General features: G+C 58.3%; 16 protein-coding genes. 5 read left to right on the top strand and 11 right to left on the bottom strand.

The window, feature by feature from the left end; translation table 11 throughout:
- Position 1: 1 nt before the first annotated feature.
- The 6 genes from pqqB to C2E15_RS01345 all read right to left on the bottom strand — a co-directional run bounded on the left by pqqB (position 2) and on the right by C2E15_RS01345 (position 6470).
- Positions 2-913, bottom strand: a complete 912-nt coding sequence (gene pqqB, locus C2E15_RS01370; protein WP_104955817.1) for a pyrroloquinoline quinone biosynthesis protein PqqB — start codon at positions 911-913, stop codon at positions 2-4.
- 54 nt (positions 914-967) lie between these two features.
- Positions 968-1045: a pyrroloquinoline quinone precursor peptide PqqA gene (pqqA, locus tag C2E15_RS01365; protein WP_071883753.1), complete on the bottom strand. Its 78-nt coding sequence runs from the start codon at positions 1043-1045 to the stop codon at positions 968-970.
- 130 nt (positions 1046-1175) lie between these two features.
- The gene (locus tag C2E15_RS01360) at positions 1176-2216 is read right to left on the bottom strand and encodes a dipeptidase (protein WP_104955816.1); all 1041 of its coding nucleotides are present in this window, start codon (positions 2214-2216) and stop codon (positions 1176-1178) included.
- Positions 2217-2340: 124 nt separating this feature from the next.
- On the bottom strand, positions 2341-3342 hold the full coding sequence (locus C2E15_RS01355; RefSeq protein ID WP_104955815.1) for an alpha/beta fold hydrolase: 1002 nt from the start codon (positions 3340-3342) through the stop codon (positions 2341-2343).
- A 129-nt stretch (positions 3343-3471) separates the two neighbouring features.
- On the bottom strand, positions 3472-5568 hold the full coding sequence (locus C2E15_RS01350) for an autotransporter outer membrane beta-barrel domain-containing protein (protein WP_104955814.1): 2097 nt from the start codon (positions 5566-5568) through the stop codon (positions 3472-3474).
- A 71-nt stretch (positions 5569-5639) separates the two neighbouring features.
- Positions 5640-6470 carry a hypothetical protein gene (locus C2E15_RS01345; protein ID WP_146108519.1) on the bottom strand — a complete coding sequence of 277 codons (831 nt, stop codon included), beginning with the start codon at positions 6468-6470 and terminating at the stop codon, positions 5640-5642.
- A 342-nt stretch (positions 6471-6812) separates the two neighbouring features.
- Here C2E15_RS01345 and C2E15_RS01340 point away from each other — a divergent pair, with 342 nt between their 5' ends.
- Positions 6813-7307, top strand: a complete 495-nt coding sequence (locus tag C2E15_RS01340) for a CinA family protein (RefSeq protein ID WP_104955812.1) — start codon at positions 6813-6815, stop codon at positions 7305-7307.
- A 57-nt stretch (positions 7308-7364) separates the two neighbouring features.
- Here the strand turns inward: C2E15_RS01340 and C2E15_RS01335 are convergent, their stop codons facing one another.
- Together C2E15_RS01335 and C2E15_RS01330 are read right to left on the bottom strand one after the other, a co-directional pair.
- Positions 7365-8558, bottom strand: a complete 1194-nt coding sequence (locus C2E15_RS01335; RefSeq protein WP_104955811.1) for a zinc-dependent alcohol dehydrogenase — start codon at positions 8556-8558, stop codon at positions 7365-7367.
- Positions 8559-8938: 380 nt separating this feature from the next.
- Positions 8939-9511, bottom strand: coding sequence for a helix-turn-helix transcriptional regulator (locus C2E15_RS01330; protein WP_245912337.1), 573 nt, complete (start codon positions 9509-9511; stop codon positions 8939-8941).
- An 845-nt stretch (positions 9512-10356) separates the two neighbouring features.
- Here C2E15_RS01330 and C2E15_RS01325 point away from each other — a divergent pair.
- Together C2E15_RS01325 and C2E15_RS01320 are read left to right on the top strand one after the other, a co-directional pair.
- Entirely contained in the window at positions 10357-11208 is an 852-nt protein-coding gene (locus tag C2E15_RS01325; protein WP_104955809.1) for a winged helix-turn-helix domain-containing protein, read from the top strand.
- Positions 11205-11666 carry a hypothetical protein gene (locus C2E15_RS01320; protein ID WP_167391815.1) on the top strand — a complete coding sequence of 154 codons (462 nt, stop codon included), beginning with the start codon at positions 11205-11207 and terminating at the stop codon, positions 11664-11666. The genes C2E15_RS01325 and C2E15_RS01320 overlap by 4 nt, the downstream gene beginning before the upstream one ends.
- Before the next feature lie 26 nt (positions 11667-11692).
- Here the strand turns inward: C2E15_RS01320 and C2E15_RS01315 are convergent, their stop codons facing one another.
- A complete protein-coding gene (locus C2E15_RS01315; RefSeq protein ID WP_104955807.1) occupies positions 11693-12877 on the bottom strand; it encodes a BaiN/RdsA family NAD(P)/FAD-dependent oxidoreductase in 1185 nt (394 codons plus the stop codon).
- A 241-nt stretch (positions 12878-13118) separates the two neighbouring features.
- Between C2E15_RS01315 and pitA the strand changes: the two genes are divergently transcribed.
- Positions 13119-14618 carry an inorganic phosphate transporter PitA gene (gene pitA / locus C2E15_RS01310; protein ID WP_146108518.1) on the top strand — a complete coding sequence of 500 codons (1500 nt, stop codon included), beginning with the start codon at positions 13119-13121 and terminating at the stop codon, positions 14616-14618.
- 65 nt (positions 14619-14683) lie between these two features.
- Here the strand turns inward: pitA and uspB are convergent, their stop codons facing one another.
- On the bottom strand, positions 14684-15019 hold the full coding sequence (gene uspB / locus C2E15_RS01305; RefSeq protein WP_104955806.1) for a universal stress protein UspB: 336 nt from the start codon (positions 15017-15019) through the stop codon (positions 14684-14686).
- 321 nt (positions 15020-15340) lie between these two features.
- Here uspB and uspA point away from each other — a divergent pair, with 321 nt between their 5' ends.
- A complete protein-coding gene (gene uspA / locus C2E15_RS01300) occupies positions 15341-15778 on the top strand; it encodes a universal stress protein UspA (RefSeq protein WP_038629600.1) in 438 nt (145 codons plus the stop codon).
- A gap of 507 nt (positions 15779-16285) precedes the next feature.
- Here uspA and rsmJ read toward each other — a convergent pair.
- Positions 16286-17038, bottom strand: a complete 753-nt coding sequence (rsmJ, locus tag C2E15_RS01295; protein WP_104955805.1) for a 16S rRNA (guanine(1516)-N(2))-methyltransferase RsmJ — start codon at positions 17036-17038, stop codon at positions 16286-16288.

Here is a 17038-nt window from a genome sequence, read left to right as displayed (position 1 = left end):
GTTATACCTCGATCAACATGCCATCCCAGCTCACTTCGATGCCCTGCTGCGTCAGGCTCTGGCGCTCGGCGGACTCTTCATCCAGGATGGGATTGGTGTTGTTAATATGAATCAAAATTTTGCGTTCCGCCGGCAATGACGCCAGCAGCGCGGCCAGTCCGTGCTCTTCCGAGAGCGCAAGGTGGCCCATATCTTTGCCGGTATTGCGCCCGACGCCGGTCGCCGCCAGCTCATTGTCGCGCCACAGCGTGCCGTCAATCAGCAAACAGTCCGCTTTTTGCAGCCACGGCATCAGCGCCGCGTCCGGCTCGCCCAGCCCCGGCGCGTAAAGCAGGCTTTTGCCGCTGCGGCCATCCTCGACGAACAGCGCCACGTTGTGGCCCGGCAGCGGACGGTTGCGGTACTGTGAATAGGGCGGCGCGTTGCTCAGCAGCGGAATGGCGGTAAAGCGCAGGCTCTGGCAGACGCTGACGGTAAAAGGGCTTTCCGGCACGATCGGGTGATGCACCAGCCCGCCATTCCAGTGGGAAAGCATGGTAAACACCGGGAAGCCGGTGGTCAGATCCTGATGCACCTCTTCGGTACACCAGACCTGATGGGGACAGCCTTCACGTAAATTGAGTAAACCCGCGCTGTGATCGATCTGGCTGTCGGTCAGGATAATGGCGCCGATGCCGGTGCCGCGCAGCACGTCGGGGTTATTCAATTCAGGCGATGCCAGTAGCTGATGGCAAATATCGGGGGAGACGTTGCACAGCACCCAATCTTTGCCGTTGTCGCTAATGGCGATAGAGGATTGCGTACGCCGCGAGGTTTTCATCGTGCCGTTACGCACGCCCTGGCAGTTGTGACAGTTGCAGTTCCATTGCGGGAACCCTCCGCCAGCCGCGGAGCCAAGAACTTTGATCTGCATGTGATAACCGGGAAAGGAGAGAAAACAGGCCCGCGACAGGCGCGGGCACAGGGATTAACGGTTGGAAATGTACAGAGTGACTTCCAGACCCAGACGTAAATCTTCAAATGCAGGTTTGATCCATGCAGACATTAGGCTTCTCCTCACGGTGTTAAAATGACGGGGTTGTCACCATTAATTGCGGCAGGCAACCCGCAACTTGTCAAATATGAAAATTTGGCAGCGCAGATGTTGCTCCAATGTGACCTGGATCGCAACTTTTCTATTGACCCCATGTGCGCTTCAGCACCCGCAGCCAGTTGCGCCAGGCCAGCTTTTGCTGGAGTTCCTCTCCGATACCGGCATCGCTTAATGCGTTGAAAAGCTTTGGCATTCCGCTAACGTCGCCGAGGCTTTCCGGCACGCTGATACCGTCAAAATCGGACCCAAAACCGACCCGATCCTCCCCCACTTTATCGATTAGCCAGCACAGATGTTTAACAATTTCACGCAACGGCGTGTCGGCGTTACGCTGCCCATCGGCACGTAAAAAGGCGTTGCCGAAGTTAACGCCAACAAAACCGTCGCTGTCAGCGATCGCCGCCAGCTGCGCGTCGGTCAGGTTGCGCGGCTGCGCGCAGAGCGCGTGCGCGTTGGAATGCGTCGCCACCAGTGGCGCATCGCTGATTGCCGCCGTTTGCCAGAACGCCTTCGCATTCATGTGCGAAACATCCACCAGCAGCCGTTTACGGTTGCAGGCGCGGATCAGCGCTTTACCCGCCTCCGTCATGCCGTCGCCGGTATCGGGCGAGCCGGGAAAGCCGCCGTTGACCCCGACGCCGAAACGGTTCGGCAGGTTCCAGAATGGCCCAATGCTGCGCAGACCCAGCTGATAAAACCTCTCCAGCAGCGCTAATTCCGGGTCGAGCATCTCGGCGCCTTCGAGATGCATCACCAGCGCCAGGACATCCTGTTGCAGACATAGCTCAATCTCCGCCGCCGTGCGGCACAGCCGCGCCCGCCCCTGTGAGGCATCCGCCAGCTGCTGCAAAATCGCTATCTGCGCCTCGGCGATCGCCAGCGCGTCGTGCTGCGCCTGTACGCTGGCCAGATCCTGTTTGCGTTCGCCCGCCAGCCAGGCGGCTGGCGGCACGAAAACGGCGAACAGCCCGCCGGCGAAGCCGCCCTGGCGCATGCGCGGGAAATCGAGATGCCCGCGCTCAAGCCCGGCGAAAAAAGCCTGCGCCGGGTTATCCGCATGGTTTACCCACAGGCGCAGCAGCAGATCGTTGTGACCATCAAAAAAGGTTTGCGCTTTTATCATTCCAGCATCGCTATACCCGTCATATTCCAGGCCGCAGGTTGGTTGGCTGCACCCGCTCACTCGCGTCACTGACGCCGGTAAGCGGCCGGCGATGGGCTCTTTTGCCGCCTGCCTGCAACGTGAATTACTTAGGCTCTAAATCCTCTATCAGCGCCCGGTTAAACATCTCCGGCGCTTCCATTTGTGGCGCGTGTCCCATACCGCCAAATTCCACCAGACGGGCGTGAGGAATGCGTTTCGCCGCCTCTTTCCCCAGCACTGCGTAGTGGCCCAGCTGCGCTTTCACCTCCGGCGGCGCGATATCGCTGCCGATCGCGGTGGTGTCGGCGGTGCCGATAAACAGCGTGGTCGGAACACGCAGATCCGGCAATTCGTAGTAAACCGGCTGACTGTAGATCATGTCGTAGATCAGCGCGGAGTTCCAGGCGACTTTTTTATGTCCCGGCCCGCTGTTCAGCCCGGCCAGCATATCCACCCACTTATCATATTCCGGTTTCCAGTTGCCCGCGTAGTAGGTCTGCTGCTCATATTTTTTGATCCCTTCCGCCGACAGCTTCAGCTCGCGCTGATACCACGCATCCACCGAACGCCAGGGCGCGCCTTTCGCTTTCCAGTCCTCCAGGCCGATCGGGTTAACCATCACCAGCTTTTCCGTCTGCTGCGGGTACATCAGCGCATAGCGCGTCGCCAGCATGCCGCCGGTGGAGTGGCCGATAACGATCGCTTTTTCCACCCCCAGGCTTTGCAGCAGCTGATGAGTATTGCTGGCCAGCTGCTGGAAGCTGTATTGATAACTGTCGGGTTTGGTGGAGGTGCAGAAGCCCACCTGATCGGGCGCGATCACCCGGTATCCCTGCTGACTCAGCGCGCGGATGGTACTTTCCCAGGTGGCACCGCAAAAGTTTTTGCCGTGCATCAGCACCGCCACACGACCGTTGGCCTTTCCGGTCGGCTTTACATCCATATAGCCCATGCTGAGCGACTGCTGCTGAGAGGAAAAGGTGAAATGCTGCAGCGGATAAGGCATGGGAAAGCCCTCCAGCTGCTCGCCGTAAGCGGCGGCCGACGCATTTCCCGCCGCCAGCATCAGCGCCAGCGCGCCGGCCAGCACGGTAAGCTTGTTCATTAATCTGCTCCTGTTTTCAGTGAGCCGCCTGATGCGGCAGGAAACCCTTAATACGCCGTACGGCAAAAATATAAGCGTAATCAGGCGGCTCCGGGAGCAATGTCAGGTAAAAGCAGGTAAAGACGCGCGCTAAAAGGTAAAGCGATAGCCCGCACTGAACTGCCGCTGATCGAACTGGCTTCCGCTGGTGCTGTCCCCTTCCAGATAGAGAACGTGCCGATCGGCAACCTGCGCGCTAACGCCAAGGCCATTATTCCACCCGTTGCCGCGGAAGCTATGACGCTCCGGCGCGCCGTTGAGCCGATAGCCGGTTTTGCCTTTAAATTCGCGTACCACGCCGCTTTTCAGATAGAGATTAAGCTGCAGCGCCTCCTGCCGCAGGCTGTAGCCCAGCAGCGCGCTGGCACGGCCCAGCAGAGAATCGTAGCCGTCGAGATCGACGCGCAGCCCGTTAGAGGCGCGCAGCCTGTTGCCCTGTTGGTGGCTCCAGACGGCCTGCAGCTGCGGCTCCAGATAAATGCCCGGCTCCGTTTGCGTCAGCGCGACGCGCTTGCCGCTTTCCAGCGACAGGCTGTAGCTGTTTGCCGCACCGTCACCGCTGACCGCCTGCCCCTGCGAATCGCGCACGTTGAAGCCATTCTTCCGGCGCGCATATTTCGCCACGCCGTCCAGCCACAGACCGTTATCCGCCAGCGCGCTAAGGTAAAAGCCGGCATGGCTGGAGCGCTGGTCGCCGCTACCCTGGTCGCTGCCGTAATGGGCATTGCCGTGGGTCACCCCCATAAAGGCGCCCAGTACCGTCGGCCCGACCGCTTTGTCGACGCCAAACTGCATGCCGGAGTAGCGCAGGCTGAAGCCGCTCAGCTTGCCGCTGCCGAAATCATCAATGCGCCCGCCGAGGCCCCGGATCCAGCCATCGCCCAGCGGCCCTTTTTCACGCAGATCGCCAAAGCGCTGGAGCAGCGACTGCATTTCGACATAGTCCATCAGGTAGCTGATATTCAGGAAATTCGCGCCCGCATTGGCCGCGCTGGAAATATCGGGCCTGGCGGGCGGATTCGCCGGCAACGACGGCGGCAAGGGTTTCGCTTCCGGCGCGGGCGTCGGCTCCGCTTCCGGCAGCACAGGCTCGCGCTCCGCTTCCGGTTCCGTTTCTGGCGTCGGGGTTGGGTTCGGCGTCGGAATTGGCGTCGGGGTTGGGGTTGGCGTCGGGGTTGGGGTTGGATTCGGCGTCGGATTCGGCGTCGGCTCGGGGTCAGCGCCCACCGGATCCTCGGCTGCGCCGGCGGCGTACAGCTGCCAGTCACCGCCCGCCTGACGCAGGTCATACAGGTAGCCGCCCAGCTCTACCCGCGCACTCTCCGGCGCTAAGGCGAAATGCGCCTGGCCGTCCGCGGTCTCCACCAGCGTCAGCACCTCCTGGCCGCTGGTGCGCATATCGCCCTGATTGCGCACGCGCAGGTAGTGATCGCCTGCGCTGCTGCCGGTGACCACCAGCCGGTCGCTTTTCAACGCGGCGATATCTGTCTTCAGCGCAAAGGTGCCGCTGCCCGCCAGGTTGCCTACCTTCAGCCGTGCCCCGACGGCCTCGCCGCTAAAATCGACGGTACTCTGGTTGAGCGTCAGCGTATCCACCGTCGAATCGGCGACCATATTCCAGCGGCTCTGGTTGATCGTCATCTGTAGCGCGCCGCCGTTAGCGCCATCGCTGAAGGCGGCGCCGGTCAACTGCGAGCCGGGCGACATCGCCAGGGTGATGATCCCGCCCGCCGCCCGTACGCTGCCGATAATATCCGCCTGTCCGCTGAGCGTAATGCTGCTGGCGTCGAAGCCGGCGTTGTGCTGCGTGCCCAGCGCCATCTCCAGCGGCGATGCCATATGAATTCGCGTCTGCCCGGTCAGGGTAATCTGGCTGCCGGTGGTGGCGTACGCGCCCAGCGTCGCGGGATTGCCGACGATGGCAAGATTATCGCCCGCTATCGTGCCGCCATCCATCGCCCACAGGCCGGCAGTGACGTCGCGATTGCTGGTGACATCGATATCGGTCCAGGCGAGGTTGACGTTGGCGCCCACGGACTGCGCCGATGCGCCAAAGGTGCCGCCGGAAACAATGAGGTTGCGCTGCGTCGGGCTGCCGTTGAAGTACACTGTGGCGCCGTTGCCGCTGGCGACCAGCGCGCCGCTTTTTTCCGTATAGAGGCTGCTGCCAGCGCCGAGAGTCGCCACCCCCTGCTCGTTTACCCGCAGTGCATTAGCGAGGCTGCCGCCGCTGGTGCGGATCTGCAGCGCCTCCGCCGTCAGCGTCCCCAGCGCCCAGACGCCGATCGCCCCTCGCCCCCGGTGCGTATAAGGCTCTGCCGGCCCAGGTCGACCTGCGAATTGGGCTGAATATTGATGCCGTAGGCGATCTCTCCGGCGGTTTCAATGGTCAGCTGGTTCGCTTTCAGGCTGGCGGGCGTGTTCAGCGCGCTATATTGTCGGCCAAAAATATAGATGCCGGTGGCCTGCTTATCGTGGGTCTGAATCTGGCTGCCGTCGCCAATATCCATACGGGTGCCCGCATCGGTAATATATAAGCCGGTCGCTAAGCGATGCGTGGCGATCGATAGCGCATCCGCCTCCAGCGTTGCGCCGTTGCTTAAATAGATCGCGTTGGCCGCCAGCGAATTGCCGGTTAATTCAATCCGGCTGCCATGGCCTAAATCCAGCGCCGCATCGCGGCCTTCCACTTCAATGCCATAGCGTCCATTAACCGTTACCGCCAGCCGGTTCGCCTGCAAACGCGTGCGGCTTCCTTTCAGCGTAATGCCGCCGGCCAGCGGCCCGTCCGCATACACCGAGACGTTATCGCCGAACGTCAGTACGCTGTCGCTGGCGCCGCTGTCGTTACAGATGGCGCACAGGTTCTTCTCTGTGCCCGTCACCGTCACGCTATCGCCGGGCGCCAGCTGCAGCACCGCCCCCTTCTCCACGGTCAGCGCGCCGTAGTCCGCCGCCTCGCTGGCGGCGATAAACACGAGCAGCGGAAAGGATAAGGCGCCGGTTAAGAAGCGCGTGCGCTGGATAGCGTGATTGCGCGGCGTAAAACGGTAGAACAGCGGCCTGCTGGCGTTGCAATTTCCCATCACAAAAACTCCCTGTCGCAGTAAAAAGAGACTGTCGCCGGTTCATCCACGCACAGGGGGCGCATCCTTATTGGCTGGCGTCGATAAGCGGCCGTTAACAGGAAAATAGCAACGGTCTGCACATTAAATCTGAAGATTGGCGATTTATTAACGGATCGAGATGAACGCGCCACGGCGGTGGCCGGAGATTAAGAACTTCAGGCAGGATGCAGGCGCTTCGGTTTTTTTAAACGGCACGGCCTGAGCAAAAGCGGTATCTGACGCGGCGCGGCGCCTCATTTCTGTCGGCCAGCCTGGGGCGGCTCTTCTACACTTAAAGGATTCAACCGAGCAAGGAGAACCATAATGAATGAACAATTACGCCAGGCGGCGTCAGAATTAGGGGAACGGCTTACTGACGCCGGCGTGAAGCTGGCGACGGCGGAATCCTGCACCGGCGGACTGGTGAGCATGGCGATGTGTTCCGCCGGCAGCAGCGCGGACTATTTCAGTAGCGGCTTCGTCACCTATACCAATGATGCCAAGATGCGTTTGCTTAAGGTCGATCAGCGTACGCTGGAGAAATATACCGCCGTCAGCCAGGCGACGGCGCGCGAGATGGCCGCCGGGGCAAAAGCGCAGTCCGGCGAATCGGTCAGCCTGTCGGTTACCGGCTACGCCGGGCCTGACGACGGCCCGGACGGCACCCCTGCGGGCACCATTTGGTTTGGCTGGGGTCTGCCCGATGGCACGATAAAAGCGGAGAGAAAACATTTCAGCGGCGACAGTGAATCGGTCATCAACCAGGCGGCGCTCTTCACCCTGACCCGTCTGAAAGCCCTGCTGGAGGAAAAAGCCTGAGCAATAAAAAACGGGTTTCGGCGCATGCCTGAAACCCGTTGATCGCGTCATGACCGCTTATACGTGGCGCAGCGTTTCGGTCAGCCCTGGCACCAGAATCACCTTGCGACACTCTTCCTCGCGTTTTTCAAAGATCTTATACGCCTCTTCCGCCCGCTCCAGCGGCATGTGGTGCGTCACAATCTCTTCCGGCTTGATCAGCCCCTGCTCAATCAGGTTCAGCAGCTCCGGCAGGTAAGCCTGCACATGCGTCTGGCCCATCTTAAAGGTCAGCCCTTTATCAAAGGCGTCGCCAAACAGAAAGCCGTGGATAAAGCCCGCATAGACGCCCGGCACGCTGACGATACCCGCGCGGCGCACCGCGGCGATGCACTGACGCAGCGCTTTGCCGCTACTGCCTTCCAGCTTCAGGTTAGTCATCACCGTTTCGGTCATGCTGCCTTTCGCCTCAAAGCCGACCGCGTCGATAACGGCATCGACGCCGCGATGGTTCGGAGTATGTTCAATGATAAACGCGGCCGGATCGTCATTTTCATCAAAGTTGATGGGGATCACGCCGTAGCGCTCCTGTGCAAAAGCGAGGCGGTAGGGATGGTGATCAACCATAAAGATCGTTTCCGCACCGAGCATGCGCGCGCAGGCGGCGGAAAGCAGCCCCACCGGCCCGGCGCCGAAAATCGCCAGGCTGCTGCCTTTGGTCACCTGAGCGTTTTTCACCGCCTGCCAGGCGGTAGGCAAAATATCAGACAGGAACAGCACTTTATCGTCAGACAGCACCTGCGGCACCTTAAACGGCCCGGTATTCGCCTTCGGCACGCGCACATATTCCGCCTGTCCGCCCGGCACGCCGCCATACAGCGCGCTGAAACCGAACAGCGCCGCCGGAGAGGTGATCTGTTTCTTATTCAGGATCGCGCCACGACCGGGGTTGGTGGTCTCGCAGGCGGCGAACTCCTGCAGACGGCAGAAAAAGCAGTCACCGCAGGCGATAACAAACGGCACTACTACGCGGTCGCCTTTCTGCACCGCCGTCACCGCCGATCCCGCCTCCACGACTTCGCCCATAAATTCATGGCCGAAGATATCCCCATGGGACGTGCCGGGAATTTTGCCGCGATACAGGTGTAGGTCGGAACCGCAGATAGCGGTAGCGGTAACGCGCAGGATGATATCATCCGGCGCTTCCAGGCCAGGATCGGGGACATTATCAACTTTGACACGATGAGGGCCATGATAAGTCAATGCTTTCATTGCCATTCTCCATGTTGGGGATAAATGAGATGGGCATCTCCTGATAAGGGCGGCTTAAAAAAAACCCGCATCAAGCGGGGTGCGCATCTGCGCCAACACCAGGGAATTTATAGTTTAAAAGTTAGTATCTCTTGAGAATTACGCAAGCGAATCAGTACGAAAGACGCACTTTCACGGCGATAGCAGCAGCAGGAAAAAGCCGAGGAACAGGCGCTGGCACGGCACCAGACAAGGGAAGCGGGAGAACCGGGGCTAAAAAAAGAGGCGGTGCAAAAAGCAGGGGCCGCGCACCGCCTTTGTTAGAAAACTTAACGATATGTTTAATCGATTAAAATCCGGCGGCGGCAAAACTTGCCCTGCGTTCGTCGCCGCGCCAACGGTTAGCCCGCGCGGTAAACACGCCACGCCGGCGGCGTAAAGCAGTTACTTTTTTTTGGTCGGTTATGTTCAGAGATCAGCAGAGACTTGTAGATAAAATCGGCAAGGCAGTTAAACGAACGCGCGTTCATTTTCCTCAGGCCAAAGTTCATCAACACCTTACGTTTGTGAGCGGAGACGGTTTTCACCGAAATATTCATCAGTCGCGCAACCATACCTGGGGTAATGCCCCGAATCAGGTACTGCAGCACTTTGCGCTGTTGAATGGTCAGCAGCACTTCCAGCGGCTGCGCCCCGGCCCGCTCCTGATGCAGCGCCGCCACCAATGCCTGAGCGCTTGATTTACGCGGGATAACGCCCTGGAAAGCGCGGCTCAGCGCATTTTTATGCAAGATTTCGTCGGTAATAAAGAAGATGCGCAGCAACCTGCCGTCAAGACGGGCGAACAGCTGACGCAGACGTTTCCTTTCGTTCGTATCGATAATCAGCGTGAATTCCGCCTGCGGATCGTCAGGAAGCGGCTTTTCCGGATAATAGAAAAAATCCCATATTTCATGTCCGAGAGAGTGCAACAAGGCAGTTACACCCTGGGCAAAAAAGAAATTATCAGAACACACAATGATTTTCATACGCTTCATCGCCCTTACCTGGAATAATTATCGTTGAGCGCAGCTCATATTTTTTACATACCTGTGACAGCCATGCTATTGATCGGCACCGCGTTATCGCACGGCGACAACGCCGCTATTTTAATCTTGTGTTAATGCACTTAATAAACAGGCGCATTATTGCTCCTGACTGACAACGTCATTGATTAACGCCGTGCTTTAGGTTTATTTGTCCGTTTTTTACATCGCTTTGTCTTTTTTATCAATTCGCTGCATTTTGTTTTTTCCTGCACTACCCTGAGCGCTGGAAATAATATTAACCTTTCAGCAAATTCAAACAATGCAAAAAGGCTTAAATAAGATCCTTAGCGCATTTAAGCTATTCACCCATACGATAATGATGGCAACCCTCTCAACGTTCGCCGGCATCCCATCCAGATAAAATTATTTAAAAACAATAATTTGAATATGAAACGCGCGATATAAGAGGAACATAGCCCGCCGCGCACCTTATATAAAAACCTTTTAACTCGTTAAGAATAAATAACCGATGTTGTGGTGGATAGCAGGGCAAAGCGCATTTTGCAAATGGCATGGATGCGGAAAGTGATGAAAGAAAAGGGTGTGAACGGCTCTTTTTCACAGAGAAATAGCCTGTTATCTGCTCTGTTTTGAAATAGCGCGTAAAGTGCGCTTTTATAAGCGAATTGCTTTCTTAAGATAATTGATGGATGCCATGCACGTTTTTAGCAAAGCATGATAGGGTTTTAGTATTAAGCAGATAAAGGTGACTTAGCAAACAGGATGTAGCCATGCAACCGGTCTATCTTATTAATGACACGATCTATTTTTTTGCTGATAAGAAAAAGTTGGCGATCGATATTCAGGGGAAGCAGGAAATTACGTTGACGCAGCCCGCAGCTAAATGTCTGGAGATTTTGCTGAAAACCGAGGGACTGGTTTTACAAAAAGATGTTTATGATTTTGCCTGGGGGGAGAACGGACACAACGTTGCACCGAATACGCTCTATCAAAATATTTCGCTTATCCGCCGGGCGCTGAACCAGCTGCAGCCCGATGCGGGACGCTGGATTATTACTGTGCCCCGCAAGGGGTTCAGAATGGCGCAACCTATTACCCTGATCGCGCCGGCGGAAATGCAGTTGCCGGCGGAAGCGCAGTTACCGGCAGAAACGCAGCTGCCGGCGGAAGCGCAGTTACCGGCAGAAATGCAGCTGCCGGCCGAAACGCGGTTGCCGATGGCGCGGCCAGCGGGCGGAGCGATTATCGCTGCGCCAACCGAAACTCTCCCGGCGGAGCATCCCCGGCTGTTGCCGCCCTTTATGCTGGTTTTGTTGGTGGCAATGTTGCTGCTGCTGATCACCTTCGCTCCACCGGGCAACGCCAGCTTTCAGGTGATGATCGACAGCTATCATCGTCTGGAAAAGCGAGGTGACTGTCAGCTGTTCCTGTTTGCGCATAAAAAGGCGCCGCCGGAAGAGATCGATCATCGGGTCCACAGCCATGTCGACTGCGCGCGCTACCCCTACGTCTATATCGTTCACAACCGGCTGGCGCAGAACACACTGCTGTTTTCCTGCCGCAGCCCGCTGACCGATAAGGATTTTTTCTGCGCCTCATGGTCGCTAAGGAGCCGCGCATGAAACACAAAGCCTTTGCCCTCGCCGCGCTGCTGCTTATCCTCGCTTCCATCCTCTTTCTTTACTACGCCCGCGATAACCGCCACTTCTCCTGCCTGGCGCAGTATCACGTGCAAAATGAGGGTGCGCGCGCCAACGTGCTGATGCGCTTTATTTTCAACGGCCCATCGGGCCTGGTGGCGGTTGATGGCGAGTTTGTCAACGCTGCGGGTCGCCATAAAATCATCAGCCGAAAGATCCTGTTTGAGGTTGAGCGCGCCAACGATCACTATCTACTGACATCGAAAGCCATTATTCCTTCGGCATTCGATGAGGCGGACAACGTTGCCCTGTCCCGCCTGCTGGACAGCTTTTATACCCATGGCAACCGTCCGGCACAGTACCAGATCCATCACAACGGCAAGGGCGGCTACGTCTTTATGAGCGGCAATGTTCCGGTGATGTTTTGCGCCGGCAGCTAGCCCGCCGGCCAGATTACGTCGATATATTACAGCGCCTGCGCGCAGGCCCAGGCGGAACTCCATGCCCACTGGAAGTTATAGCCGCCGAGCCAGCCGGTGACGTCAACCACCTCACCGATAAAGTAAAGCCCCGGCACGTCGCGCGCTTCCATGGTTTTTGATGAGAGTTGGGTGGTATCGACGCCGCCCAGCGTCACCTCCGCCGTGCGATACCCTTCGGTCCCGTTGGGCTGAACGCGCCAGTGATGCAGCGTCTCGACCAGCTCGCGCTGCTGCTTGCCGTTAAGCTGCTTCAGCGTCACTTCCGGCACCACGCCCAGCGCCTGCAGCACCTCGACCAGCCGTTTCGGCAGCGGTTTCGCCAGCGTATTTTTCAGGCTCTGGTTCGGGCGCGCCTCGCGCTCCTCGTTGATAAAGGCATCAAGATCCTGCTCGGGCGAAAGGTTGATGGTGACAAATTCGCCCGGCTGCCAGTAGCTGGAGATTTGCAGCACCGAGGGGCCGGAAAGGCCGCGATGCGTAAACAGCATCGCCTCTTTGAAGCGCGTGCCGTCGGCCGCCTCAATTACCGTTGGCAGCGAGACGCCCGACAGGGTTTGCAGCTGCTCCAGCAGCGGCTTATGCAGGGTGAATGGCACCAGCGCGGCGCGCGTCGGGTAGACGCGCAGGCCGAACTGCTCCGCCAGCCGGTAGCCGAACGGCGATGCGCCCAGCCCCGGCATCGACAGCCCGCCGCTGGCGATCACCAGCTTCTGCGCCTGTACCTCCGCGCCGTTAAGCTGCACGCGATAGCCCGCTTCGTCGCGGCTGACGGCGATCACTTCGCTGCGCAGCCGCAGCGTGACCTCTCCCTTTTCGCACTCCGCCATCAGCAGGTCGACAATCTGCTGCGCCGACTCATCGCAGAACAGCTGACCCAGCGTTTTTTCGTGATAAGCGATGCCGTACTGGTTCACAAGGGCGATAAAATCCCACTGGGTGTAGCGCGCCAGCGCCGATTTACAAAAGTGCGGGTTGTGCGACAGGTAAGCGGCAGGCTCAGTATAGAGATTGGTGAAATTGCAGCGGCCGCCGCCGGACATAAGTATTTTGCGGCCCGGTTTTTTGCCGTTATCAATCAGCAATACCCGGCGGCCACGCTGCCCGGCCTGCGCTGCGCAAAACAGCCCGGCGGCGCCTGCGCCTATAATGATAACGTCATACTTTTCCACTGCTCACTCCTGCCTGGCGGCCAAAACCGCGATTGTAATGGGTTGCCGGCATCCGGGCCAGCGTAACAAGACTTTCCGCAAAGTAACATAATGTAACTAACGGATTTCCTGGCATTTTTCCTGCCTGATGACGGGCGTTTTACACTTTTATGGCAAAAAAAAGCTATATTTTTCTTTCCCCCGGCGCGGTTTGTCGCTGATAATGCGCCGCGTTCATGTCCCCGAAAATGGCGTAACGCTTATGCTACATCTATTTGCTGGTCTCGATTTTAATACCGGCCTGTTATTAGTACTTGCTCTGCTGTTCGTGCTGTTTTATGAAGCCATTAACGGTTTTCATGACACCGCTAACGCAGTAGCAACGGTGATTTACACGCGTGCGATGCGCGCGCAGCTGGCCGTTGTGATGGCCGGGGTGTTTAACTTTTTTGGTGTGTTGTTAGGTGGTTTAAGCGTTGCTTACGCCATTGTTCATCTGCTTCCAACCGATCTGCTGTTGAATGTCGGTTCGGCGCACGGGCTGGCTATGGTCTTCTCCATGCTGCTTGCCGCGATTATCTGGAACCTGGGAACCTGGTACTTTGGTTTACCCGCGTCCAGCTCCCATACGCTGATTGGCGCTATCATCGGTATCGGCCTGACCAATGCGCTGATAACCGGCACCTCTGTGGTGGATGCGCTCAATATCCCCAAAATGATCAATATCTTCGCGTCGCTGATCCTGTCGCCGATTATCGGCCTGGTCGTGGCGGGCGGGTTGATTTTCCTGCTGCGTCGCTACTGGAGCGGCACGAAAAAACGTCGCCGTATTCATATGACGCCGGCCGATCGCGAGAAGGAAGACGGTAAGAAGAAGCCGCCGTTCTGGACACGCATCGCGCTGATCGTTTCCGCTATCGGCGTTAGCTACTCGCACGGCGCCAATGACGGTCAGAAAGGCATCGGCCTGATTATGCTGGTGCTGATCGGCGTGGCGCCTGCTGGCTTCGTGATCAATATGAACGCTTCCGGCTATGACATCACGCGCACTCGCGACGCGGTGAACCATCTGGAGCAATATTATCAGCAGCATGGCGATACGCTGCAGCATATTGTCCAGCTGACGCCGCCGGCCCTGCCGACGCCGGAAGAGGCGCCGGGCGCGCCGCATGAGTTCCATTGCGACAGTTCGCGCGCCATGGTAGCGATTGACCGCACCAAGCAGATGCTGAACAACCTGTCGGGTTATGACGCACTGAGCGTAGAACAGCGCAGCCACCTGCGCCGTCTGCTGCTGTGCATCTCTGATACGGCGGAGAAAGCGGCCAAGATGCCGGAAGTGACGGCGGATGATAAGCGCTTCCTCGGCAAGCTGAAGAGCGATCTGCTGAATACCGTCGAATACGCGCCGGTGTGGATTATCGTGGCAGTGGCGCTGGCGTTGTCGCTCGGCACCATGGTCGGCTGGCGTCGCGTTGCCACCACCATCGGCGAGAAGATCGGTAAGAAAGGCATGACTTACGGCCAGGGGATGTCCGCCCAGGTGACGGCGGCCGTTTCTATCGGCGTTGCCAGCTATACCGGGATGCCGGTTTCTACGACGCACATCCTGTCGTCATCGGTCGCCGGCACCATGCTGGTTGATGGCGGCGGCGTTCAGAGCCGCACGATTAAAAATATCGCGCTGGCCTGGGTCTTTACGCTGCCGATTTCCATTTTGCTTTCCGGCTCCCTTTACTGGGTCGCCCTGAAGCTTATCTGATGATGCGACGGGCCGGTGAAAACCGGCCCGTTTTCTTTTCCCCGCCTTCTCCCTTCTGCATCCCGCTAGTGCCAGATGGCCAGGCCGACCAGGCTTATCATCACCATGGCGCAGAGCGAGCTGGTCAGGACGAATTGTCCGCGCACCCGTTCGCAGCGACGGATAAATTCTTCGTCATGATGGTCCAGATAGAGCCGTTTCCAGATATAGCGAACCAGCCGCACCTGTTTGCTCGGCTGGCCGTGTGAGGTGAAAAATCCTCCGCCGTCCACGTACTGATAGAGCAAAGGATCGCATCCGCGCAGCACCACCAGTAACGCGCGCAGCGACGAAAAATAGCGCGCCATGTTAATTAAACAGACAACGCATAAAGCCCAGAAAAGCGCGACGGTGCTAATCATGTTCCCCCTCCCGGCTTAGGATCGCAGAAGCGCGTTGCAGCGGGAATACGCTCGACACGCCCCACGATAACTCGCCTGCCACTGTTGAACCGGACTGATTTGTTTTTTGAACTGAAGAAAGCGCGGCGTCATACCGGAGTATGATCGTTATGATTCAGTGTAGGAGATGGGATGAAAAATTTTCCAGCCGCTGTTTTCAATCCAGGCGAAAAGCGGGTAAAACACTCCTTGATCCGGGTCGCAAAGCAGGCGTGCCGGAGGCACTTTTGTTAACAACTGGCGCTATACTGACATTATGTGACACATGGAAGGAGTACCGTCATGGCTTATAAACATATTCTGATTGCCGTTGATCTCTCACCGGAAAGTAAACTGCTGGTCGAGAAGGCGGTTTCCCTGGCGCGTCCGTATGACGCGAAAATTTCCCTGATTCATGTCGACGTGAATTATTCCGATCTTTATACCGGTCTGATTGACGTTAATCTTGGCGATATGCAGAAGCGTATTTCGGAAGAGACACATCACGCGCTGACAGAGCTGTCGCAGGGCGCGGGTTATCCGGTGAGCGAGACGCTGAGCGGCAGTGGCGATCTGGCCCAGGTGCTGGTCGAGGCGATCAAGAAGTATGACGTGGATTTGGTGGTGTGCGGTCACCATCAGGATTTCTGGAGCAAGCTGATGTCTTCCGCGCGCCAGCTGATTAATACGGTGCATATCGATATGTTGATTGTGCCGCTGCGCGATGAAGATGATGAGTAAGGTGTGACGTGGCGCGTTAAAAAAGGGGCGAGGTCATCGCCCCTTTTTTATTGGCGGCGCGGCGGCAGTGAGGCCGGCGCCTGCGGGCGATGCCTGTGAGGCAGTGCCTGGGGGCGGGATCTGTAGGAGGTGCCTGTAAGGGCAGCGCCTGGGGGCGGGATCTGTAGGAGGTGCCTGTGAGGGTAGCGCCTGGGGGCGGGATCTGTAGGAGGTGCCTGTGAGGGTAGCGCCTGGGGGCGGGATCTGTAGGAGGTGCCTGTGAGGGCAGCGCCCGCGCCAGAGTCCCTGGCCGATCGTAAAGACGCAAAGATGTCATCCCTGACGGCTCGGCCCGCGCCTTCCCTGGCGCGGGACGCTTTACTCTTCGGCCAGGGGCTCCGTCGCCGCAGACATTGGCGTTGTCTGCGGGTAACACCCGGTGTGGTTGGTGGGGCTGGCTTCATTTCAGGCTTTAGCGTTGTCTGTGGGTAACAACGGTGCCGCGTGTGGCGGCCCCGTTGCCTTTCGTTACTTCGTCAGCGGCGGATAGATATCGAAACGGTGGCTTTTGGTAGTGACCGCCGATTGCGTGGCGACCTCCGCCAGCGGCGGCGCGTAGTCGGGCCGCTTGACCACCACGCGCTTTTTCGCCAGACGACGCGCCGGCAGCAGCAGGCCGTCCGCATCCATATCCGCGCCCACCAGCGACTGAAACACCCGCATCTCTTTCTTCACCAGCGCGCTTTTCTGCCGGTGCGGATACATCGGATCGAGATAGACCACGTCAGGTGCCGGGGCGATATCCTCCAGCGCCGTGAGGCTGGAGGCATGCAGCAGCGTCAGCCGCTCCTGCAGCCAGCCGCCGATTTCCGCGTCCTGATAGCCGCGACGCAGACCATCTTCCAGCAGTGCCGCGACGACGGGATGTCGCTCCAGCATCCGCACCCGGCAGCCGATCGCCGCCAGCACAAAGGCGTCGCGCCCCAGGCCGGCGGTAGCGTCCACCACATCGGGAAGATAGCCGCTTTTAATGCCGACCGCCTTCGCCACCGCCTCGCCGCGTCCACCGCCGAAGCGTCGCCGGTGCGCCATCGCTCCGCCGACAAAATCGACCCAGATGCCGCCCAGCTTTGGCTCATCGCGTTTGCGCAGCTCCAGATGCGTCGGCGTCATTACCAGCGCCATCGTCGCCTGTTCATCCTGCTCCAGCCCCCAGCGGGCGGCTAAAACAGATAAGGCACCGTCTCCGGTGCCTGATTCATCCACTAAACCAATTTTCAC

The sequence above is a fragment of the Mixta gaviniae genome, from assembly GCF_002953195.1.
Taxonomy (GTDB): domain Bacteria; phylum Pseudomonadota; class Gammaproteobacteria; order Enterobacterales; family Enterobacteriaceae; genus Mixta; species Mixta gaviniae.
This window is presented reverse-complemented; position numbering and strand designations above follow the sequence as displayed.